The sequence below is a fragment of the Nocardia sp. NPDC049149 genome (assembly GCF_043197455.1).
Classification (GTDB): domain Bacteria; phylum Actinomycetota; class Actinomycetes; order Mycobacteriales; family Mycobacteriaceae; genus Nocardia.
The window spans coordinates 402,680-424,295 of record NZ_JBICTD010000002.1; the positions used below are offsets into that span (position 1 = coordinate 402,680).

Genomic DNA, 21,616 nt, shown 5'->3' on the forward strand with positions numbered 1-21,616 from the left:
ATCTCGAGGACGCCCGGCCACCCCGCACCGGGTTCCCGACCCGCAGAAATGAATGACCGTGAGTACAACAGCAACTATTTCCCCCGAAGACGAATTACCCGAAGACGAGCCGACCGCATCGGAAACCCCGGCAGGCACATCCAAACCAGCGGCCCGAAATGGGCTGTACGCCTTGGCGATGCGTTTGCATTTCTATGCGGGCATTTTCGTCGCGCCGTTCATTCTTGTCGCCGCGGTGACCGGCGCCCTCTACGCGATCTCCCCGACTCTCGAATCCCTCGTGTCCCGCGACCTACTCCACGTCGAGCCGAGCGGACCGGCGAAGCCGTTGTCCGAGCAGGTCAACGCCGCGGTCGCGACACAGCCGAACCTGACGTTGAACGCGGTCGCGCCCGCGCCGGGCGCCGAGGACACCACCCGGGTGCTGTTCGCCGACCCGTCCCTCGGCGAATCCGAACGGCGCGCGGTGTTCGTCAACCCGTATACGGCGCAGCCGGTGGGTGATTCGGTGGTGTACGGCAGCTCAGGTGCGCTGCCGCTGCGCACCTGGATCGATCGCCTGCATCGCGATCTGCATCTCGGCGAGCCGGGCCGCCTGTACAGCGAGCTCGCCGCGTCGTGGCTGTGGGTCGTCGCACTGGCCGGTCTCGTCCTGTGGTGGCGCCGGGTCCGCACCCGCCGGAACCGGAATTCGGCACGCTGGCTGTTCGCCCCGGATCGTTCGCAGCACGGCAGGGGCCGCGCGGTGAACTGGCACGGATCGGTCGGCATGTGGGTGCTCCCGATCATCCTGTTGATTTCCGCAACCGGCATGACCTGGTCCACCTATGCGGGCGAGAACATCACCGAGCTGCGCAAGCAGCTCAGCTGGACCACCCCCGCGGTCACCACGGCACTGCCGGGAGCCGCTGCGCCCGTTCATGATTCGGGCGGTGACCACCACGGCGGGCACGCGCAGACACCGGCCGCGAACCCGGCCGACCGGATCGCCGAGGTCGACCAGGTCTTCGAGGTGGCTCGAGCCAACGGTGTGGCCCAGGCCGCCGAGATCACCATGCCGACCAAGCCGAATCAGGCGTTCGCGGTGAAGGAACGGCGGATGCCCGGCACCTTCACCGTTGATGCGGTCGCGGTCGACGGCACCAGCGGCGCGGTCACCGACCGGTTGGCGTACGCCGACTGGCCGCTGATGGCCAAGTTCACCAACTGGGGCATCCAGTTCCACATGGGTCTGCTGTTCGGGTTGCTCAACCAATTACTGCTGCTCGCGGTCATGGTCGGGCTGATCACCGTACTCGTGCGCGGCTACCTCATGTGGTGGCGCAGGCGTCCGACGCGCGGCGCTCGCGGGTTCGCGTTGGGCCGAGCACCACGACGCGGCGCATTGCGCAGGGCCCCGCTGTGGTTGGCGGTGCCCGCGGTGCTCGTTGCCGCGCTGATCGGCTGGTTCGTCCCGCTGGTCGGGCTGAGCCTGCTCGCCTTCGTGGTCATCGATGTGCTGATCGGCGTCACCGCAAAGCTGCGCGCGGCTTAGTGGGTGGGAGTTCCTCTCCGGATGAGGCGGTCCGGCTGGCGTCGCGGCCGGGCCGTCTCGACCGGAGAGGAACCCCATGCACCCCGAGTGTTGTTGCGCTGCCGCAGAACTCGGGGTGCGGGTCCGGCGAGCCGAGTGTCAAGTGTCGGCGCATAGCATCTACCTCCATTTTCGCTGTAGCGGTCCAGGCGGACCTATTTCTGGTTACGGCTGTCCTGGCTCAGTGCTGAGTAAGCTCAGTACAGCCTGGCGATGAACGCCTGCATATTGGCGAGCATCCGTTCGACCTTCTGCTCGGGATTCAGATTCTCCCGGTACCGGTTGCCCAGCGCCGGAGTCTTCTTGCCGCGTGCGTAGAGCGGACAGAGCAGATCGGTGCACATGTAGGTGCCGATCGTGTTGCCCTTGCGCCCGGACGGACCCGCCTTGGCCGCGGTCAGCAGCGAAACACCGTGGCCGGTGTGCGTGGTCAGGCAGATCGAGCACATCTGCGCTCGGCCCGAACCACCGGTTTCGTAGCGCATCGCCACTCCGATGAGCTCGTCGTCACCGTTCGGGACCACCAGGTAGCACCGACCGGGCAGCGACGGATCGCTCCACCCGAGAAAGTCGAGATCGTCCCATGGCCGCTCGTCGAGCTCCCGTGGCATCGGCAGCTTCTTGGCTTCGGTCTTGGAACAGTTGATGAACGACGACCTGATGTCGCGTTCAGTCACTGGTTTCATGGCGTGTCTGTACTCCATTTCTGATCTTGTAGGGGTCAAAACCGCAGTGACACTACGGCGTGTGACCTTGTTCCAACAACCGGATTTCCCGCCGCCATACCCACAGATCGCGCCTTGTGAAGACCGTCACGCACGACCGTGCCGCGCAGTGAACTGCGCGGCACGGTCGTCGGATGTGCGGTTGTCGCGGAGTCAGGATTCTGCGGCGGGGCCATCCTCGAGCTCCGCCGCAGGCGACTTCTCAGGGACGGCGATGGGGCGCAGCACTACCCAGGCGATGAAGAGCAGCGCGACCACCCCCATGCCGATGCCCGCCCACAGGTTGACGTTGATGCCGCCGGTCTTGGCCTCCTCGGCGGCGGTGTCGTGCACCAGCCCGGTGACGATCAGGATGACGCCGTAGCTGCCGAGGAGGGCGCCGACGATGGTGCGGATGTCGAAAAGCATTGCGGCTCCTTATCCGACAACGATGTTGAGGGCAATGACCAGGACCAGGGCGATGCCCGCGAGCAGCACCGGCCGCTGGTACCAGGGCAGCGAGTCCTGTTCGGGGTCGGTACGCACGTCTTTCGGGGTTTCCGAGTAGACGAGGCCGACGAGCTCGGCGACCGGTTTCGGCTGGGTCACCTGGGTGACCAGCACGCTGACCACGATGTCCACCACGAAGGCGGCGCCTGCGGCCACGAAACTCGCGCCCTGGCCGGATAATTCGAACACCTTGGTCTCGTGCAGGAGGAAAACCACGATGGCCGAACCGGTTCCGCAGACCAGACCCATCCAGCCCGCGGTCGGCGTCATCCGTTTCCAGAACATGCCGAGGATGAAGGTGGCGAACAACGGCGCGTTGAAGAAGCTGAACAGCGTCTGCAGGTAGTCCATCATGTTGCTGAAGCTCGACGCGATGAACGAGGTGAAGATCGCCGCCACCGTCGCGCCGACGGTGGCCAGCCTGCCGATGTTCAGGTAGTAGCCGTCCGGGCGATCCTTGCGCACGTACTGCTGCCACAGGTCGTAGCTGAACACGGTGTTGAACGCGGAGATGTTGGCCGCCATACCCGCCATGAAGGCCGCGAGCAGGCCGGCGAGACCGACGCCGAGCAGGCCGTTCGGCAGCACGTCCTTCATCAGATACAGCAACGCCTGGTTATAGGTGGTGTCGCCGCTGAAGTCCGGATTCGCCGTCTTGGCCGCCTTGTACTCGCTCATCTGCGGGACGAGCACCGCGCTGATCATGCCGGGAATCACCACGATCAAGGGGATGAACATCTTCGGGTAGGCGCCGATGATCGGCGTCCGCCGCGCGGCCGAAATCGAGTGCGTCGCCAGTGCGCGCTGCACCTCGACGAAGTTGGTCGTCCAGTAGCCGAACGACAGCACGAACCCGAGACCGAAGACGATGCCGATCACCGAGAGGAAGTTGCTGCTGAATCCGCTGAGCGCGTTGCCCGGCCACGACTCCAGCTGCGCCGCACCGCCCGGCGAGGCGGTCACCTTGTCCCGCAGCCCATCCCAGCCGCCGACCTTGTGCAGGCCGACCAGCGTGAGCGGCAACAGCGCGGCGACGATGACGAAGAACTGCAGCACCTCGTTGTAGATCGCGGCCGACAGGCCGCCGAGGGTGATGTAGGAGAGCACGATCACCGCGGCGATCACCACCGACAGCCACAGCGGCCAGCCGAGCAGCACATTCAGGATGGTGCCGAGCAGATACAGGTTGACGCCCGCGATCAGCACCTGCGCGATCGCGAAGCTCAGCGCATTCACCAGATGGGCGCCGGTGCCGAAGCGCCTGCGCATGAACTCGGGCACGCTGCGCACCTTCGAGCCGTAGTAGAACGGCATCATCACCACACCGAGGAACAGCATGGCCGGGACCGCGCCGATCCAGAAGTAATGGAAGGTGGGGAAGCCGTACTGGGCGCCGTTGGCCGACATGCCCATGATCTCGACGGCGCCGAGGTTCGCGGAGATGAAGGCGAGGCCGGTCACCCAGGCGGGCAGCGATCGCCCGGAGAGGAAGAAGTCGATGCTGGACGAGACGCGCTGTCTGGCCAAAAGGCCTATGCCGATGACGAAGACGAAATACAAGGCGACCAGAGCGAAGTCGACCGGAGCCGCATCGAGCCGCAGCGTCTCGGACGCCTCGAGATAGGTCGATGGCGGCTCGGCGAGCACGGACGTCAGAACAGATGAATCGGCTGGCGGCACAGTGTCCCTCCTTGCGGTGAAACCGGGCGTCGAGCGAGATCGTTCGTGGTACGAGATCGTGCGTCTACGGGTACTGCATGGCGCAAGCGACTCACCCGTCGCCGGCCGAATGGTGTCGGCCGACACCTACTCTGCGTGATTGTGCCGCACCGGCGGGCCACAATCGGGCACAAAAACCGGACGCCTCGCTCAGTCGGCGCGGTGCGCGCCTGCGGCCGGGGCGACGACGAAGGTGCGCGGCTCGGCAAAGCCCGAGCGGGCGAACCGCTTCCGCACCGCGTCCACCACGGCGTCGGTCTGTGCGCGCTCGATGAGTGCGATGGCGCTGCCGCCGAATCCGCCGCCGACCATCCGCGCGCCGTACGCACCGGCCTCGTTCGCGGCGACCACGGCGGTGTCCAGCGCGGCGGTGGATACCTCGAAATCGTCGCGCAGCGAGGCGTGCCCCTCGGTGAGGATCGGTCCGATCGAGCGCGGATCCTCCCCCGATCGCAATTTCTCGGCAACCTCGAGGACGCGGGCGTTCTCGGTGACGACGTGTCGAGCCCGGCGACGCAACACCGCGTCGGCGATTCGCTCGACCGCCGCCACCGTGTCGACATCGCGCAGCGCGGGCACGCCGAGTTCAACGGCGGCAGCTTCACATTGGGCGCGGCGCTCGGCGTACCCGCCGTCGACCAGTTGGTGCGGTTGGCCGGTGTCGATCACCAACAGCGCCAACCCGAATCGCTCGAGATCGAACGGAATCTGTTCGTGGGCAACGGCATCCGTTGCGGCCGCGGCGGCGAAGCGGCGCACGTCGAGGAACAGGGCGTGCCCTGCCGTGCAGAGGATCGAGGCCGACTGGTCCAGCAATCCGGTCGGCGCGCCCACATAGCCGTTTTCCGCCGCCCTGGCCAGGTCGATCAGCTCGCGATCGGTGACGTCCGGCGCGAACAGATCCCGCAGTGCGATCGCCACCGAACAGGACAGGGCCGCCGAGGACGACAGCCCGGCGCCGATCGGCACGGCGCCGTCGAGCGCGATATCGACGCCCGCGATCGGATGGCCCCGCCGCACGAACTCGGCGACAACGCCGAGCGGGTACCGCGACCAGCCGGGCACCCGGTCGCGCTCGGCGGCAAGCTCGGCCACCGGGACGAGCACGGTCTCGTCCTTGCGCTGCCGCGAGACCACGCGCACCATGCCGTCTGTGCGTCGGGTCGCCGCGCACGCGACCACCAGCGGCAACGCGATCGGCAACACGAAACCGTCGTTGTAGTCGGTGTGCTCGCCGATGATGTTGGCCCGCCCCGGCGCTACCCACGTCTGCACTGGCACCTCGCTGTCGGTTGTCTCTTCCTGGCTCGCCACACGTTACGAGACACGCCGCAGGAGCACTGCTTTCCGGTGCCGAGGGTGCGCGATTCGGGTTTGCGAGGCACCATGGATTTCGATGATGCAGTGCCGGTCCGCGAATGGGCCGGGCTTTTCTGGGCGGGCATTATTTCCCCCTCGTTGTGCCAAGTGCACGACAAGGGACCGTACGACGTGCCATGATCAAATCAGTTGTCCAGGTTTGGTTGTCGAGCGCGCTGCGGTCAGTCGGGACGTCGGCTCATGCACCACTCGGTTCTCGGTCACCGACAGCATTCGAGCCGGTGTCCGAGGCACGACGATCGTAGAAGTCCGATCGTTAACGGCGCAGTGACGGAAAGACATAAACCTACTGCGCGGCCCGGTTCAGGTTCACAGGGGATGGAGCGACCAAGGGGGGCTGATGACAGTCAGCGAAGTACCGTCGGCATTCCAGCGACATAGCTTCAAGACACGCTGGTACGCACTGCTTCTGGGGGGAAGCGCGGTCGCGATCGCGGTGCACACCACCGCCGATTCCCCGGTGCTGTCGCTGTCGATGATGGCGGCGGTGCTCGCGGGCACGCTCGTCATGATCGGCATCGGCCTGCGCGTCCATCGGCCGCCGCATCCGGTGCCCTGGTATCTGCTTTCGGTGTCGGCCGTGCTCTGCGCGACCGGGACCGGGCTGCACAGCATCGTCGATCCCACGGTGCGGATCGACGACGCGCTCATCCTGCTCGGCTACTTCGGCGTCGGCCTGGCCGCGCTGAACTGGTTGCGGCCGCGCCAGGTTCGCGGCAACTACGACCTGCTGCTCGACTCCGGACTGATCGGGCTGAGTGCACTACTGGCCTGTTGGACGTTCCTGATCTCGCCGATCCTGCGACTGCCAGGCAGCACGCTGGACACGCTGGTCGCGGCCGCCTATCCGGTGCTCGACACGCTGCTGTTGACGCTGGTCGCGCATTCGATGGCCACCTCGACCCGCGCGGAGACCTCGCTGCGGCTGCTGCATTTCGGGCTGGCGTTGGTGCTGGTCGTCGATCTCGCCTACAGCATGGAGGCGGCGACGGGCACCGCGATGATCGGCCGTCAGATACTGATCGCTCCGATGCTCGCCGCCTACGCGACCGTCGGCGTCGCGGCGCTGCACCCGACCATGGCCGGTCTCGGCACACCGCGGCGGATCCACCCGCATCGCTCGCGCCAGCGCGCCAGCCTGATCGCGGTCGCGTTGATCGTGGCGTCGCTGGTTCCTGTGGTCGGTTCCTCGCTCGGCATGCTCGATCGTGTTGTGGTGTCGTCACTGTTCGCGCTGCTGCTCATCGGCGTCCTGGTGCGCAGCGAGCGCGCCATCGTGCGCAGTTCGCGCAGCGAGCGGCGCGCGCAGTACCAGGCCGACCACGACATGCTCACCGGGCTGTTGAACCGCTCGGCGCTGCTGCGTGCGCTGAACCAGAACACCGAGCGCTGGGGCGAACAACCGCTCGGCCTGCTGTTCATCGATCTCGACGGCTTCAAGATGGTGAACGACAGTTACGGGCACGCGGTCGGCGACGAGCTGATCGCCAACGCCGCCTCGCGAATTCGGCGGGTGGTGCGTCGCGACGATGTGGTTGCCCGGTACGGCGGTGACGAATTCGTCGTGCTCTCCCCGCTCGACCGGAACACGGCCGCGGCATTGGCCGAGCGGCTGCTCGGCGCATTCGTGCGGCCATTCGAGTTGAGCGCGGGCGAAATTCCGATCACGGCGAGCATCGGGATTGCCTGCGGTTGCCCGGGCGGCACCGAGTTCACCGTCTATGACCTGATCCGCGAGGCGGATTCGGCGATGTATTACGCGAAGGAATACACCCTCGGCTACGCGTTCCACGACGACGCGCACAACTCCGAGGGCGATTCCACGCGAAACATGCCGGGCGACAATGCCGGAAACAGACCGGGTGGCAATGCCGAATTCAAGCACTACCACCCTGCCGAATACCCGGTCGACAGCGTCGAATACGCACAAGGCGATCCTGTCGAATACCTGCGCGGGAACACCGCCGGATACGCACAGCGCGACGGTCTCCGGGTCGCGCAGGGTGCGGGCACCGGACATGCGCAGGCCGACAGCGTCCGATACCCACAGGGGATGAATCGCCCTGCGCCGGTCGAAGGCCCGCGCACCGCGCAGGGCGCGAGCGCCCGACCCATGCCGATCGACGACGCGCCCACCGTGCAGGGCGAGAGTGCCAGGCCCGCCGCACTCGAGACCGCCCGGCACCTCCCGAACGAAGCCAGTCGCCGTACCTCGAGCGAGGCACGGCGGCGGACCTGGCGCGCGGGCACCAGATCCACCAGCACCGCGGTCTGACCTAGTCGACCAGCTCTTCGAGCAGCTTCCTGGCCGCCTCGAGCTCGGCCTGCAGCTGCTGCACCTTGGCCTCCTGCGCTTCCCGTGCCGCGTCGAGGATGCCTGCCACCACATCGGCCACCTCGGGATGCAGGATCTTCGCCGCCTGCGCCACAGCGGAACTCGGCACGGCCAGGCCGCGCACGGCACGCTTCTTGCCGCTGACCACGTCGACGGACCATTCGCCGTCGGCAGTGCCGGTCAGGGTCACCGTGACCTCGGGGGTCTTCGCCTTCGGCCGCGCTGCCGCCTTCGCGGGCTTGGCCGCGGCACCGGTCTGCGCAGGCTTCGCGGCGGGCGTCTTGGTGGCTCCGCTGTCCTGTTCGTCGGATTCCGGTGTGCTCGCAACGGGTTTCGGGACGACCGGTGGCGGCGTGACGGAACTGGGGGTTGGTGTCGCAGTGCTCGTCAAGGTCGACGGCTGGGTCACGGGTGTTTCCTTCCTGGTTGTCGACTTCGGCTGGGCAGTGGAAACGGCCGCCCCTCGTGGCGGCTTGGTCAACGTCACTTCTGTCGGAGAAAAGGACAGTACATCCTTCGATCCGGTAGGCCGGACCTGCAGGAAATCTCCGTCGGCCGGGTCGCCGAGCGAGATCACCTTTCCCGACCGTCCTTCCGGCACGCCCACCGCGGCGGCGGTGAACCACACCATGGGCGGGCGGCCGCCGGCGATATCGGTGGCGATCCGCTCAATCTCACTGTCCGACAAAGGCTTGGGCTTGGTTTTGGGCGACGGCATGGTGACTCCGAGCAATATTCGTGGATGGCTGCGTGCACAGATGATGCCGCACCGCACCGACAGATTTGCAGGCTGCTACGAAATCGAGTCGCAGAACACCGTGCTCGCCGCGTCAGCGAACCACGAGCTACAGCTGTGCCTCGGCACAACCACGGCCGCTCAGCCCTCGTCGACCGGCGCCTGCAACGCGGGGAACCAGATATCGGTGAGCACCTCGGCGGCCCGCTCGGCCGAGACGTGGATGGTGCCCTGCACCGCCCAACGGGTGAAGAAGCGCTCGAGCTGAGCGACAAGCAGTTCCACTCGCAGCCGCGCCTCGTCGGTGCGCTCGGCGGGCCAGCGGGCGAGGTAGGAAGGCATGGCGTTGGGCAGCGCGAGGATGCCGTTGCGGGCGATCTCGCGGAACTCCGGCTCGAGCGCGGTGGCCTCGTCCCAGGCGGGCAGCAGATCTCGATATTCGTGGAACCACGCGATGGCGCGGGTCACCCAGGCCACGAACTCGGCGCGCGATCTGGTGTCGAGCACCCGATCCAAGTCCTCGTAGAAGCGCAGTGCGCTCGGCGCTGTGCTTTGTTCCGCGACCGCACGCAGCACCTCGAGCTTGCCGGTGAAGTGCAGATAAAAGGTGGCGCGGCTGCAGCCGACCGCCGCGGCGATGTCGTCGACCCGCACCGCCGCGTAGCCGCGGGTGCTGAACAGCTCCTTGGCTCCGGCCAGGAGCCTGGCCCTGGTCTGCAGCTTCTGTTCGTCGCGCAGGCTGCTGCCCGACGGGTTCGGGTTGATCGGCAACGGCCACCTCGTGTCGGTCGAAAGTTCTGCTGACGTGCGAGTTTCGCCGAGCAAGTCTAGTCGGGTGCGCGGGCTCTTCCGCGCTCACTAGACAGAATGTCATTCACTAGACACTATGTCTACCGAGTGTTAGTTTGTTGCCTACGTCACTCCGGGCCCCGCGCGGCTACGGACGGTGTCGGCGCCGCGGCGCCACCGCAGGCAGGTGACGGCCCGCCGAGTACGAGGACACGTGCATGACTCCAACCGAACTCCCCCGCGTCGGCGTGATCGGCGCGGGCCCGTCCGGGATCACCGCCGCCAAACGCCTACAGGACCACGGCATTCCGTTCGACTGCTTCGAGGCCTCCGACGAGGTCGGCGGCAACTGGTATTTCCGCAATCCCAACGGCATGTCGGCCTGCTACCAATCGCTGCACATCGATACGTCCAAGTGGCGCTTGGCCTTCGAGGACTATCCGGTCCCCGCCGACTGGCCGGACTTCCCGCACCACTCGCAGCTGTTCCAGTACTTCAAGGACTACGTCGACCACTTCGGGTTGCGCGACAAGATCCTGTTCAACACCAAGGTCACCGCGGCCGAGCGGCAGCACGACGGCAGCTGGCTCGTCACCAGCAGCGACGGCATGACCCGCGCCTACGACGCGCTCATCGTGTGCAATGGTCACCACTGGGACCCGAATCTGCCGGATTACCCAGGCGAATTCGACGGCGTGCTGCTGCACAGCCATGCCTACAACGATCCGTTCGATCCGGTGGACATGCGCGGCAAGCGAGTCGTGGTCGTCGGCATGGGCAACTCGGGTCTCGATATCGCCTCGGAGCTGTCGCAGCGCTTCCTCGCCGCGAAACTGACCGTCTCGGCGCGGCGCGGCGTCTGGGTGCTGCCGAAGTACGTGCACGGCAAGGTCGGTGACAAACAATCGGTGCCGCCGTGGATTCCGCGCAAGGTTGCGCTCAAGCTCAAGCAGCGATTCGTGCGGAAGTTCCGCGGGGACATGGAGTTCTACGGTCTCCCCAAGCCGGATCATCGGCCGTTCGAGGCCCATCCCTCCGCGAGCGAGGAATTCCTGCATCGCGCGGGCTGTGGCGATATCGCGTTCAAACCGGCCATCACCGCGCTGGAGGGGCCGCGGGTGCGCTTTGCCGACGGCAGCACCGAGGAGGTGGACGTGATCGTCTGCGCCACCGGGTATCACATCAGCTTCCCGTTCCTGCGGGAGCCGGAGTTGTTGCCGGACAACAGGAATCGGTTCCCACTGTTCCAGCACATGATGAAACCTGGAGTGCCGAGCCTGTTCTTCCTCGGCCTCGCGCAACCGCTGCCGACCCTGGTGAACTTCGCCGAGCAGCAGAGCAAGTTCGTCGCCGCCTACCTGACCGGCAAGTACCTGCCACCGCCGGTGACGGAGATGAATGCGGCCATCCGCGCGGCCGAGGCCGCCAGATCCGACCGCTACTACGATTCGCCGCGGCACACCATCCAGATCGAGTTCGAACCCTACGTGCGAAACATGCAGCGGGAAATGGCCAATGGCGCGAAACGTGCTGCTGCCGCGGGCAATCCGCTACCTGTGCCCGCTCGCGTCCTGGCGGACATCCGATGAGCTCAGGATCGCGTAGCGACGCGATGGGCAGGGAGACGGACGGGCCGACTTCGGGCTTCTGCGCCGATCAATTCGCGGACGTGCGCACGGAATTGGCGGCCCAGCTCGACTCCGGCGCGGAACTCGGCGCGTCGATCTGCGTCACCGTGGACGGCGTGCCCGTCGTCGATCTTTGGGGTGGGCATCGCGACCCCGAGCGCACGCAGCCGTGGACCGAGGACACCTTGGTCGACGTCTTCTCGATCAGCAAGACCATGACCGCGCTCAGCGCGTTGCTGCTCGTCGACCGCGGCGCGCTGGATGTGCGGCAGCGGGTGGCGCACTACTGGCCGGAGTTCGCCGCGAACGGCAAGGGCGACATCGAGATTCGGCAGCTGCTCGGCCACACCTCCGGCGTCTCGGGCTGGCAGCCGCCGATCGAGCTGAGCGAAATCTACGACGCCGAGGCCGCCGCGGCCCGCCTCGCGGCCCAGCCGCCGTGGTGGGCGCCCGGCACCGCCTCCGGCTATCACGTGCTGAACTACGGGCATCTGATCGGCGAGGTGATCCGCCGCATCACCGGGCAGACGCTCGGCGAGTTCTTCGCCGCCGAACTGGCCGGGCCGCTCGGCGCCGACTTCCACATCGGCACCCCGCCACAGCACCATCATCGGATCGCGCCCCTCGTCCCGCCGCCCATGCTCGAATTCGACATGGCCGCACTCGATCAGGAGAGCATCCTGGTCAAGACCCTCACCAGCCCGCTGCTCGACATCGCCGAAACCGCGAGCCCCGCCTGGCGCACGGCCGAGATCGGCGCGGTGAACGGCCACGGCAACGCCCGCTCGGTGGCGCGGGTGCAGTCGCTGGTCTCCTGCGGCGGCGTGCTCGACGGGCGGCGGTTCCTGTCCGAGCAGACCATCGACCTGATCTTCGAACAGCAGTCCGACGGCGTCGATCTCGCGCTGCTGGTGCCGCTGCGGTTCGGCATCGGCTACGGCCTACCGCAGCCGCAGACCGCACCGGAGGTGCCCGACGGCCGCGTCTGCTGGTGGGCAGGCTACGGCGGTGCGATGGTGGTGAACGATCTCGACCACCGAATCACCTTCGCGTACACCATGAACAAGATGGCGCCGGGACTGATCGGTTCGGAGCGGGCCGACGGCTATCTGCGTGCGGTGTTCGGGGCCGTGCGCGCCGAAGAGAAAGTGCGATAGATGACAGAGCCTTTCGACCCGCAGGCGTTCGCCGCCGCGGCGGCCGCCCGGTTGACCGGGCCGGGCGGACGGTGCGAGATGGTGGTCGAGGACGTGCTCGGGGTGCCGCTGCCGGTGCTGCGGCATCGGGAGACATCGCTCGGTGCGGTGCTCGCCGCGTCGACCGCGCACGGCGCGCGCGACTACCTGGTCACCGAGGACCGCCGGATGTCGTTCGCCGAGCACGCGGCGGCGGTCGGCGCGCTGGCCACGGCGTTGCGCGACCGATACGGCATCACACAGGGCGACCGGGTCGGCATCCTGGCCGCCAACACCGCCGAATGGGTGTTGACGTTCTGGGCCGCACAGTGTCTCGGCGCGATCGCGGTGGGGTACAACGCGTGGTGGGCGCCGCGCGAGGTCGCCTACGGCGTCGAGCACACCAGGCCCGCCGTCCTCGTCGTCGACGCGAAACGCGCTGCGCTGCTCGCGGAGTTGGACATTCGCGTTCCGGTGCTGACCATGGAGCACGATGTGCCCGCGCTGATCGACGAATTCGCCTGCGACACACTCCCACTCGCGGACGTCGACGAGGACGATCCGGCGGTGGTGCTGTACACGAGCGGGACGAGCGGACGACCGAAGGGCGCGGTGCACTCGCATCGAAACCTGATCGCGGTCATCGGCTATCACGTGTTCAACGACGCGCTCGCCGCCGAGTTCACCGGCGCGACCGAATTGCCCAGCGGCCGTATATATCTGCTCACCTCGCCGCTGTTCCACATCGCCAGCCTGCACAACCTGGTGGTGCCGAGGCTGGTGACCGGCGACACCGCGGTGCTCTATCGCGGCTCGTTCGATGCCGATCAGGTGCTGCGCCTGATCGCCGATGAGCGCGTCACCAACTGGGGCGCCATGCCGACCATGGCCACCCGGTTGCTCGAGCGGGACCTGTCCGGCTACGACCTGTCCTCGCTCAACTCGTTCTCGCTGAACTCGGCGCCGTCCTCGGCCGCACTGCAACAGCAACTGCGCGAACGACTTCCGATCACCAGAACCGCGTTGGTCACCAGCTACGGGCTCACCGAATGCAGCACCGCGGCCACCATGGCCAGTCCCGCCGAACTCGCGGCGTTCCCGGACACGGTGGGTCGCCCCGTCCTCGGTGTCGCCGTGGAAATCCGCGACAGCGCGGGCAACGCGATGCCCGACGGCACCGAAGGCGAGATCTGCGTACGCAGTTCGTATGTGATGCTCGGCTATTGGCAAGACGAGGCGGCCACCGCGGCGGCCATCACCGAGGATCGGTGGCTGCGCACCGGCGATATCGGCGTGCGCACCGACGGCAGGCTGCGCCTGTCCGGCCGGCGCTCGGATCTCATCCTGCGCGGCGGGGAGAACGTCTATCCCGTCGAGATCGAGCAGTGCCTGGAGGAGCATCCCGCGGTGCGCGAGTGCGCGGTGATCGGTATTCCCGACGCCGATCTCGGCCAGCAGGTCGCCGCGCTCGTCGTGATCGACGACCGCGCGCCGGTCACCGAGGCGGAGCTGCGCGCCTTCACCGCGGAGCGGCTCGCCTACTACAAGGTGCCCGCCCGCTGGCGACTCACCGCGACGGCCTTGCCGCGCAACGCGACCGGCAAGGTGGTGCGCACCGCCATCGAGGTCTGACCTCGATGGCGCCGAAGCCCGAGCTCACCCGAGGACAACAGCGTAAAATTGCGAGCGATCGGGCGACCTGTGTCGCCCGGCCGCTCGCAAGGAGTCAACGTGGACATTTCCGAGCATCAGGTTTTCGAGTACCGGGGCAGGGCCGTGGCCTTCGAGCGCGCGGGCACCGGCACGCCGGTCGTGTTCCTGCACAACGCGGGCACCCAACGCCATATCTGGGACGACCAGATCGCGGCACTGCGGCGCGAGCACGAGGTCTTCGCGCTCGACCTGCCCGGCTACGGGGACTCCGAGCAGCCCGCCGACGGCTACCGCCTCGCCGACTACGTCGCCATGCTCGACGCCTTCCTGGAGACGCACCGCCGTACCGATGTCGCACTGGTCGGCAACTGCCTCGGCAGCGCGACCTCGCTGAGCTATGCGATGGGGCGCTCGGAGCGGGTGCGGGCACTCGTGCTGATCAATCCGTTGACCGCGAAGACCGTCAGCTCCGGGCAGTCGGCGGGACTGGCCTGGGCGGACGCGCGGCTGCCGCTGGCGCCACTGGCCCGCAGGCTCGCGCTGCCTGGCCCGGCCGTCTCGCTGATCATCGCCAGCCAGCTCGGTGCGCGCGGTCGCCGCCAGCGGCTGTACAACTCGCCGCGGCTGCGCGCGCATTGGTCCGATCGCGGCAGGCTGCGCGCGCTGGACGGCCTGGTCCAGGACTTTCCTGCCTTCGCGGCGCTCGACGCGTTCACCCCGCCGCCGGGGTTCCCGCCGATCTGCACGCTCTGGGGCAAGCAGAACCGCATCCTCTCGGCGCGCGCAGGCGCCGAGCTCAACCGGACGCTGCGCCCGCACACCGCGGTCGAGCTGGCGGACTGCGGTCACCTGCCGATGATGGAGGACCCGGATCGGGTCACCTCGGTCATCACCGATTTCCTCGCGGCGACCAGCCGGGTGGCGATGCCGGAGGCAGCGGGCGGCTCCTGAGCACACCCACGCTGGCCGACCTGCTCACAGCTCCCCGGAAGCCGGGTACATCGCGGCGAAGCTGTCCGAGCGCGCGCCACAACCCGTGCACTCGAATTCGACGCCGAGCGTGAGCAACCACCGCATCCGTGTGTGGCACGTATCGCACATGAAGTCGATGCCAGACGCGTGACAGCAGGCGCGCTTGCGAATGAACCAATTCGCCCGATGTCGGCACGGGACGGTGTCGAAGCGGAAGGTACAGGGCGGCGCGGTCGGCAGCGGTGCGACGATCTCTTCGAAAGTCGTTGGGGCCGTATCGGAATTCATCAGGGGGTACCTCCGGCGGAGCAAAGCGGGAACCGACTTCGGTCTCCCTTCGGGTAGACCGTTCGAAGATCGTTTAACACCTCGAACACCCTTCAGATCGTTAGCCTGATATTTGCCGTTACTCGGTGTAGTTTCAGAGTCCGATACGTCCGTTAGCGCCCGTCAGCCGGGTTTGATGCGAGACCTTCCGGGAACCCGGTCGAAGAGAGCCGTCGAGGAAAGGGATCCGTCATGTTGTTACGCCGACTTGCCCGCCCACTACTGGCCACTGTCTTCGTCGTGGAGGGTGTCGATACGTTGCGTCGCCCGGAATCCCGCGTCAAGGCAGCGACCGAACTGGTGCAGCGCGGTCAACGACAGTTGCCCGAGCAGTACGCCGCGAAGTTGCCCAGCGATCCTGGCACCGCCGTCAAGGTCAACGCGGGCGCCCAAGTCGTCGGTGGCGTGCTGCTTGCGATCGGTAAGGCGCCACGCCTGGCCGCACTCGTCTTGGCGGCGACGGTCGTGCCTGCCACGATCACCGAACAGGACTTCTGGAACGAACCGGATCCGGCGCTGAAAGCGAGCAAGCGCAACGCTTTCCTCAAGGATCTCGGCCTGCTCGGCGGGCTGATGATCGCCGCGGCCGATACCGAGGGCAAGCCCTCGCTCGGCTGGCGTGGCAGGCGGGCCGCCAGGGACGCGGCCGCCACCGTGAGCGCGGCGCTCCCGTTCACCGGATCGTCGGACGGCGCGACCGCGGAGGCGTTGCGTCGCCGGGCACACGAAGTCGCTTCGGCAGCAAGCTCTTTCGGCAGCGTCGCCGCGACGAAGGGTGCCGAGCTCGCCGAGACCGTCCAGCAGCACGGGCCGGAATGGGCCGCTGCCGCAAAGGAACACGCGGCTCCCCTGGCCGAGACCGCCAAGGAACGTGGGGCGGAACTGGCGGACGTGGCCAAGCATCGCGGCGCCGAGCTCGCTGAGCTCGCCAAGGAGCGCGGCCCGAAGTGGGCCGACGTCGCCAAGCACCGCGGCGCCGAATTCGCGGAACTCGCGAAGGAGCGCGGCGCGGAACTGGCCGATGTGGCCAAGCACCGCGGCGCCGAATGGGCCGAGATCGCCAGGGAACGAGCGGAGTTGGCCGCGGAGTTGGCGCGGGAGCGGACCGAGGTGGCAGGCGAGCTGGCAAAGGAACGTGGCGCCGCGCTGGCCGAGGCCGCCCGCGATCGTGGTCCCGAGCTTGCCGACACCGCACGCAAGCGTGGTGGTCGGTTCGCCGAGTCCGCGCGGCATCGCGTCGAGTCAAGGCTGCACTGAGCTCGAGATCTGTTCGGACGCGGGGGCATTCCGCAGGACGGAGGCCGCCCGCGTCCGAGGTCTACGCCGTCTCTTCGTATCCCGCGCCCTCGGCGAACCCCGGCACACTCTCGGCCAGCACGGCATTCAGCGACCGCACCCGGTGGAAGCTCGGCGCCAGGCCGGTGACCTCGATGGCACGGTCGACGCACCGATCCTTGGTGATCAATACCATTCTGCGCCGGGTCGTTTCGGCCTGTGCCTGCGCGTCGACCAGGACCTGGAGGCCTGCGGCCGCCAAGAACGTGACCGGTGAGAGATCGAGCACCACCACGGACGACCGCGCACCGAGCACCCGTGACACCTGATCGCGGAAGCTCGGCGCTGTCCACAGATCGATCTCACCGTCCACCCGCATCATGGCGATGTGGCGACGCGGTCGACACACCGAAAAACGAAGCATGCCAGGGACTCTCGTCACCGACCGGCCCGGAGCCGCGGCGGCGATCTGCCCGTCGTTATTACTGGCCATCTGCCGACTCCTCGGTCTGCCGCCCCACGGGACAGACCTGTCTACCAAGTGAAGCACGGCCGGTCAGCGCTGTACAGCAGCGTTATCGCAAGAATGCGTACGCAAGCATGAAAGTCAGCTCGCGGCTTGCTTGCCGAGCGCGCCCGCGAACAGCAGCCCGCCGATGATCGCCGCGGGGACACCGAGGGCGATGGTGCCGATGACGGCACCGATCGGAGCGGCGGCCGCACCGGTCACCAGGCAACCGCCGAGGAAGCCGGGCACGGCAAGGACTCCGATCGTCGGCACCGCCGCCGCGGCCCCGACCAAGGCGCCGCCCGCCACGCAGCCGATGGCTGCGCCGATGGTCGTGCCGATCAGGGTGCCCAACGCCACGCCGAGGCCTGCGACGGTGGCGAAGTTCATCACGGCGGTGTTGAAGTCGGTGGACTGCGGATCAATCGCGATGTCGCGCAGCTGCGGCGGTGCCGGTTTTGCGGCGGCGGGGTCGGTGTTCGGCGTCAGCGTCGCGGTGCTTCCGTCGATCGTCGCTGTGATGGGCCACACTTTGTCGTCGCGCTGATAGGTCAGCGGCATCGACACGAGGACTCGGCCGGTGCTGTCGTTCACCAGGAAACGTCCGTTGTCGGCGGTCAGCGACCCCGCGTCGGTGGTCAGCACGACCGATTTGTCGACCACGCCTGCGGTGTAGTGGATTTCGGAGGTCGCGGCCTCGGCGTGCGAGGTGCCCGCCGCACCGATCATGGCGGCCACCGTGACCAGCACCGTCACGAAAGTTGTTCTACCCATGGGATTCCCTCATCTTCTCGGCACGCGGCAGCCGCCGCGCGCGCTCCGCGGTGCACTCGACGGCGCACGCTGAATACGAAAGGTGTTGCAGAGAAGCAATATTGGCGAGTCAGCCGAGACTGGTCGGGTCGCCGTGCAGAGCGGTACGCGGTACCGCGGAAGGACGCTAGCCCCAGCGTTGCCGATCACGCAACCGGTGCTCGTCGAATGTCGGCCAGCTCACACCGGCACCGCCACCTCGGACAATACGTCGAAATTGCCGGGAACTACCGGGCGTAGTGGTCCGACTAAGTGGTCATGCAGCGAACAGCCATGCGGATCAGCCCGCAGGGAGACTTCGGTGTGGTGGTCGAGGATTTCGACGCCACATCGCACGACGACATCCGCGCGGTCAAGCGCGCCGTCTACCGCGACCGGATCGCCGTGCTCAAGGGGATCGAGCTCGATCCGCACCAATTCGTCGCGCTGGCAAGTCGTTTCGGTGATCCGGTGCGGTACTACGAGCCGATCTACGCGCACCCCGAGGTGCCCGATGTGTTCGTTTCGTCCAATGTCGACACCGGCGAACAGCGGGTCGGCGTGCCGAAGACCGGAAAGTTCTGGCATTCGGACTACCAGTTCATGCCGAGGGCGTTCGACCTCACCTTCATCCACCCGCAGGTGGTGCCCGCGCACAACAGGGGCACCTACTTCATCGACCTCGCCGCCGCCTACCGGATACTCAGCCCTGAACTGCGGCAATCCATCGCAGACACGATGGCGACGCACAGCGTCCACCGCTATTTCAAGATCCGCCCGAGCGATGTCTACCGGCCCATTTCGGAGCTGCTCGCAGAGATCGAGCGCAAGACGCCCCCGGTCACCGCGCCGACAGTGCATACGCACCCGCACACCGGCGAACCGGTGGTGTACATCAGCGAGGGCTTCACCACGAACATCACCGCGGCCGACGGCACCGACCGCCCCGACCTGCTGCGCGAATTGCTCACGGCCACCGGCCAACTCGACGACACCATGACGCATCCGGCGATCCGGCTGCAGACCTTCGAGCGGGGCGACCTGCTCATCTGGGACAACCGCACCATGGTGCATCGGGCGCTGCACACCGCCACCGCCGAACCCTCGGTCTCGCACCGGGTCACCGTGTACGACGACGCGGACGGCCGCGCATGACCGAGCAGCTGTTCGCGAATGACCCGGCGCTGCTGTCGGACGTGTTGCGCTGCTACCAGCCGCACTGCCGCTACCTTCGCTCGGCGAGCGTCCGGGTGCACGGCGAACAAGCCACCGCCACCGGCGAATTCGAGATTCCGGCGTCCTGCTATATCGACGCGACCGGGCATCTCAATTCGGTCGAGGCGAACATCTGCTACAACCAGTTGCTCTACCAGACCGTCGCGGTGCTGGTGCGGCACAACGTCGGCACGCTGTTCAGCGGTTGGACCATGGACGACTACTGGCGCCGCCAGCTGCCCGACATCCTCATCACGCGCTTCGACAGCACCTTTCGGCGGCCGATCACCCCGCAGCGATTCACCGGCGAGTTCACCCTGCACAGCGGCGTGGCACGGACGAGCACCGTCGACGGTGCGCCGTATACCTCGCTGGACACCTCGTTCCGGTTCTGGGACACCAACGGTGGGCACTGCGCGGGCCGGGTCCGGTTGGCCATCGTGACCACGGCCCAACCGCTGGGCGTCGCCCGATGACCGCGCGCACGGTGACCTCGGTGCTGGCCGGGCATGCGCGCGACCGTCCGGCCACCGTGGCCATCGCCTGCGCAGGCATCGAACTCGACTACGCGCAGTTGTGGGGCGACAGCATCCGGCTCGCCCGCGCACTCGCCGCCGCCGGGATCGCCGCGGGCAGTCGGGTGGCCTACCTCGGCCAGGAATCCGTCTACTACTACGCGCTGTTCTTCGCCTGCGCCCGCACCGGCGCAGTCCTCGTCCCGATCAACTTCCGGCTGACCGCGCCGGAAGTCGAACACATCATCGCAGACTCGGGCAGCACGCTGGTGCTGGTCGACGCCGACACCGCCGAGATCGCGCACGCCGCCGCGCCGCAGGCTCGGATCGTCCGGCTCGACGGCGCCGACTTCGCCGGCTGGCTGGCCGAAGCCGCCGACCCGGAGCCGAACACACCGCCGTCCGGCCGCGACGATGCGGTGATCCAGCTGTACACCAGCGGAACCACCGGGCTGCCCAAAGGTGTTGTGCTGGCCCAACGCAGCTTCTTCGCCATCGCCGACGCGCTCGCGACGGCCGGGCTCGACTGGATCGACTTCCGGGACGGCGACCGCAGCCTGATCGGCCTCCCCGGCTTTCACGTCGGCGGAATCTGGTGGGCCATGCAGGGTTTCGCTGCTGGCATCACGAATGTGGCGATGCCACGGTTCGACAGCAGCACGGCCGTAGCGCTCATCGAGGAAGCCCGGATCACCACCCTGTGTGTGGTCCCGTCGATGTTGCGGCTGATCATCGGCGAACCTGGTGTCGCCGCTGCGACGGTCAGCTCGGTACGCAAGGTCGTCTATGGCGGGTCGCCCATTTCGGAGACGCTGCTGCAAGAGGCGTTGGCGCTCTTCGACGCCGACTTCGCGCAGATCTACGGGCTCACCGAGACCGGGAACACCGCGATCTGTCTTCCGCCGAAACAGCATGTCGTCGGCAATCATCGGCTGGCCGCGGCTGGCCGCCCGTATCCCGGTGTGTCCGTGCGGATCATCGATGCGGCGGGCATCGAGCGGACGACCGGAGAGGTCGGCGAGATCTGCCTGCGCACCCCGGCGGCCATGCTCGGCTACTGGGAGCTGCCCGCGGCCACCGCCGACACCTTGATCGACGGCTGGATCCACACCGGGGACGCGGGCTACGTCGACGCCGACGGATACCTGTACATCCGAGACCGGTTGAAAGACATGATCATCGTGGGCGGCGAGAACATCTACCCCGCCGAGATCGAGAACGTCCTCGCCAAGCATCCGGCCGTGGCGGATTCGGCGGTGATCGGCGTGCCGGACGACACGCTCGGCGAGGCGGTGCACGCGTTCGTCGCCTGTCGCCCCGGCGCGGAGGTCAGAGCGCGCGAGCTGATGACGTTCTGCCGGGAGAACCTGGCGCAGTTCAAGATTCCGGTGCGTTTCGAGTTCCTCGACCGCATTCCCCGCAATCCCAGCGGCAAGATCCTGCGCTGGCAGCTGCGCGACCGGTTCTGGGCCGACCGCGAGAGACAGGTCAATTAGCGCGATGGAACCACTCACCTATGCCGACGTCCGCGCGGATATCGCCGAGGCGCTCTATCTGGAGCCGCACGAGCTGAACGACGCCGAGGACCTGTTCGCCGCCGGACTGGACTCGGTGCGGCTGATCGGCCTGATCGAACGCTGGAAGTCACGTGGCGCTGCCCCGGCCTTCGCCGACCTGGCCGAGCAGCCCACCCTCACCGCGTGGTGGCCGCTGCTCGCGCCGCGGGCCGCGCCGTGAGCGAGCGTCAGCGAGTGAACCACAGATACGGCCGGCCAGCGGGCACGACGGAGCTGAGCGCCAGCGAGGCGGA

At 67.4% G+C, this 21,616-nt stretch carries 20 protein-coding genes; 11 read left to right on the top strand and 9 right to left on the bottom strand.

Translation table 11 applies throughout. The features are described 5' to 3' along the window. Positions 1 to 58: 58 nt before the first annotated feature. The gene (locus ACGFNJ_RS07590; protein ID WP_393444568.1) at positions 59 to 1,534 is read left to right on the top strand and encodes a PepSY-associated TM helix domain-containing protein; all 1,476 of its coding nucleotides are present in this window, start codon (positions 59 to 61) and stop codon (positions 1,532 to 1,534) included. Positions 1,535 to 1,770: 236 nt separating this feature from the next. Here the strand turns inward: ACGFNJ_RS07590 and ACGFNJ_RS07595 are convergent, their stop codons facing one another. The 4 genes from ACGFNJ_RS07595 to galK form a co-directional block, all read right to left on the bottom strand. Beyond that, positions 1,771 to 2,259, bottom strand: coding sequence for an FBP domain-containing protein (locus ACGFNJ_RS07595; protein ID WP_393444570.1), 489 nt, complete (start codon positions 2,257 to 2,259; stop codon positions 1,771 to 1,773). Between the two features lie 192 nt (positions 2,260 to 2,451). Next, positions 2,452 to 2,706: a hypothetical protein gene (locus tag ACGFNJ_RS07600; protein ID WP_393444572.1), complete on the bottom strand. Its 255-nt coding sequence runs from the start codon at positions 2,704 to 2,706 to the stop codon at positions 2,452 to 2,454. 9 nt (positions 2,707 to 2,715) lie between these two features. Continuing rightward, positions 2,716 to 4,434, bottom strand: a complete 1,719-nt coding sequence (locus tag ACGFNJ_RS07605) for a sodium:solute symporter family protein (RefSeq protein ID WP_393445886.1) — start codon at positions 4,432 to 4,434, stop codon at positions 2,716 to 2,718. A 222-nt stretch (positions 4,435 to 4,656) separates the two neighbouring features. Further along, entirely contained in the window at positions 4,657 to 5,787 is a 1,131-nt protein-coding gene (galK, locus tag ACGFNJ_RS07610) for a galactokinase (RefSeq protein ID WP_393444574.1), read from the bottom strand. A 439-nt stretch (positions 5,788 to 6,226) separates the two neighbouring features. On the opposite strand from galK, the gene ACGFNJ_RS07615 reads away from it, so the two are divergent. Further along, positions 6,227 to 8,161 (top strand): diguanylate cyclase domain-containing protein, encoded by a 1,935-nt coding sequence (locus ACGFNJ_RS07615; protein ID WP_393444576.1) that lies wholly within the window; start codon positions 6,227 to 6,229, stop codon positions 8,159 to 8,161. 1 nt (position 8,162) lies between these two features. Here ACGFNJ_RS07615 and ACGFNJ_RS07620 read toward each other — a convergent pair whose 3' ends face one another. Next, positions 8,163 to 8,939 (bottom strand): DUF6319 family protein, encoded by a 777-nt coding sequence (locus tag ACGFNJ_RS07620; RefSeq protein ID WP_393444578.1) that lies wholly within the window; start codon positions 8,937 to 8,939, stop codon positions 8,163 to 8,165. Positions 8,940 to 9,098: 159 nt separating this feature from the next. Further along, positions 9,099 to 9,728, bottom strand: a complete 630-nt coding sequence (locus ACGFNJ_RS07625) for a TetR/AcrR family transcriptional regulator (RefSeq protein ID WP_393444580.1) — start codon at positions 9,726 to 9,728, stop codon at positions 9,099 to 9,101. Positions 9,729 to 9,964: 236 nt separating this feature from the next. Between ACGFNJ_RS07625 and ACGFNJ_RS07630 the strand changes: the two genes are divergently transcribed. The 4 genes from ACGFNJ_RS07630 (at position 9,965) to ACGFNJ_RS07645 (ending at position 15,153) form a co-directional block, all read left to right on the top strand. After that, positions 9,965 to 11,335, top strand: a complete 1,371-nt coding sequence (locus ACGFNJ_RS07630) for a flavin-containing monooxygenase (RefSeq protein ID WP_393444583.1) — start codon at positions 9,965 to 9,967, stop codon at positions 11,333 to 11,335. Next, entirely contained in the window at positions 11,332 to 12,531 is a 1,200-nt protein-coding gene (locus tag ACGFNJ_RS07635) for a serine hydrolase domain-containing protein (protein ID WP_393444586.1), read from the top strand. Before ACGFNJ_RS07630 ends, ACGFNJ_RS07635 begins: the two co-directional genes overlap by 4 nt. After that, positions 12,532 to 14,181 carry a class I adenylate-forming enzyme family protein gene (locus ACGFNJ_RS07640; RefSeq protein WP_393444588.1) on the top strand — a complete coding sequence of 550 codons (1,650 nt, stop codon included), beginning with the start codon at positions 12,532 to 12,534 and terminating at the stop codon, positions 14,179 to 14,181. A 99-nt stretch (positions 14,182 to 14,280) separates the two neighbouring features. Beyond that, positions 14,281 to 15,153, top strand: a complete 873-nt coding sequence (locus ACGFNJ_RS07645) for an alpha/beta fold hydrolase (protein ID WP_393444590.1) — start codon at positions 14,281 to 14,283, stop codon at positions 15,151 to 15,153. 24 nt (positions 15,154 to 15,177) lie between these two features. Here the strand turns inward: ACGFNJ_RS07645 and ACGFNJ_RS07650 are convergent, their stop codons facing one another. Continuing rightward, on the bottom strand, positions 15,178 to 15,462 hold the full coding sequence (locus tag ACGFNJ_RS07650) for a hypothetical protein (RefSeq protein ID WP_393444593.1): 285 nt from the start codon (positions 15,460 to 15,462) through the stop codon (positions 15,178 to 15,180). Positions 15,463 to 15,693: 231 nt separating this feature from the next. Between ACGFNJ_RS07650 and ACGFNJ_RS07655 the strand changes: the two genes are divergently transcribed. Then, positions 15,694 to 16,758, top strand: coding sequence for a DoxX family membrane protein (locus ACGFNJ_RS07655; RefSeq protein WP_393444595.1), 1,065 nt, complete (start codon positions 15,694 to 15,696; stop codon positions 16,756 to 16,758). Between the two features lie 61 nt (positions 16,759 to 16,819). Here ACGFNJ_RS07655 and ACGFNJ_RS07660 read toward each other — a convergent pair whose 3' ends face one another. Together ACGFNJ_RS07660 and ACGFNJ_RS07665 are read right to left on the bottom strand one after the other, a co-directional pair. Continuing rightward, entirely contained in the window at positions 16,820 to 17,269 is a 450-nt protein-coding gene (locus ACGFNJ_RS07660) for an STAS domain-containing protein (protein ID WP_393444597.1), read from the bottom strand. A 114-nt stretch (positions 17,270 to 17,383) separates the two neighbouring features. Further along, positions 17,384 to 18,058, bottom strand: a complete 675-nt coding sequence (locus tag ACGFNJ_RS07665; protein WP_393444599.1) for a hypothetical protein — start codon at positions 18,056 to 18,058, stop codon at positions 17,384 to 17,386. A 297-nt stretch (positions 18,059 to 18,355) separates the two neighbouring features. On the opposite strand from ACGFNJ_RS07665, the gene ACGFNJ_RS07670 reads away from it, so the two are divergent. Genes ACGFNJ_RS07670 through ACGFNJ_RS07685 form a run of 4 tightly spaced genes read left to right on the top strand, consistent with a single transcriptional unit; the run spans position 18,356 to position 21,543 of the window. Next, positions 18,356 to 19,231 (top strand): TauD/TfdA dioxygenase family protein, encoded by an 876-nt coding sequence (locus tag ACGFNJ_RS07670; RefSeq protein WP_393444601.1) that lies wholly within the window; start codon positions 18,356 to 18,358, stop codon positions 19,229 to 19,231. Next, a complete protein-coding gene (locus ACGFNJ_RS07675) occupies positions 19,228 to 19,767 on the top strand; it encodes an FcoT family thioesterase (RefSeq protein ID WP_393444603.1) in 540 nt (179 codons plus the stop codon). Before ACGFNJ_RS07670 ends, ACGFNJ_RS07675 begins: the two co-directional genes overlap by 4 nt. Further along, a complete protein-coding gene (locus ACGFNJ_RS07680; RefSeq protein WP_393444605.1) occupies positions 19,764 to 21,302 on the top strand; it encodes a long-chain-fatty-acid--CoA ligase in 1,539 nt (512 codons plus the stop codon). The genes ACGFNJ_RS07675 and ACGFNJ_RS07680 overlap by 4 nt, the downstream gene beginning before the upstream one ends. A 4-nt stretch (positions 21,303 to 21,306) precedes the next feature. Beyond that, positions 21,307 to 21,543, top strand: a complete 237-nt coding sequence (locus tag ACGFNJ_RS07685; RefSeq protein WP_393444608.1) for a phosphopantetheine-binding protein — start codon at positions 21,307 to 21,309, stop codon at positions 21,541 to 21,543. Positions 21,544 to 21,616 lie beyond the last annotated feature (73 nt).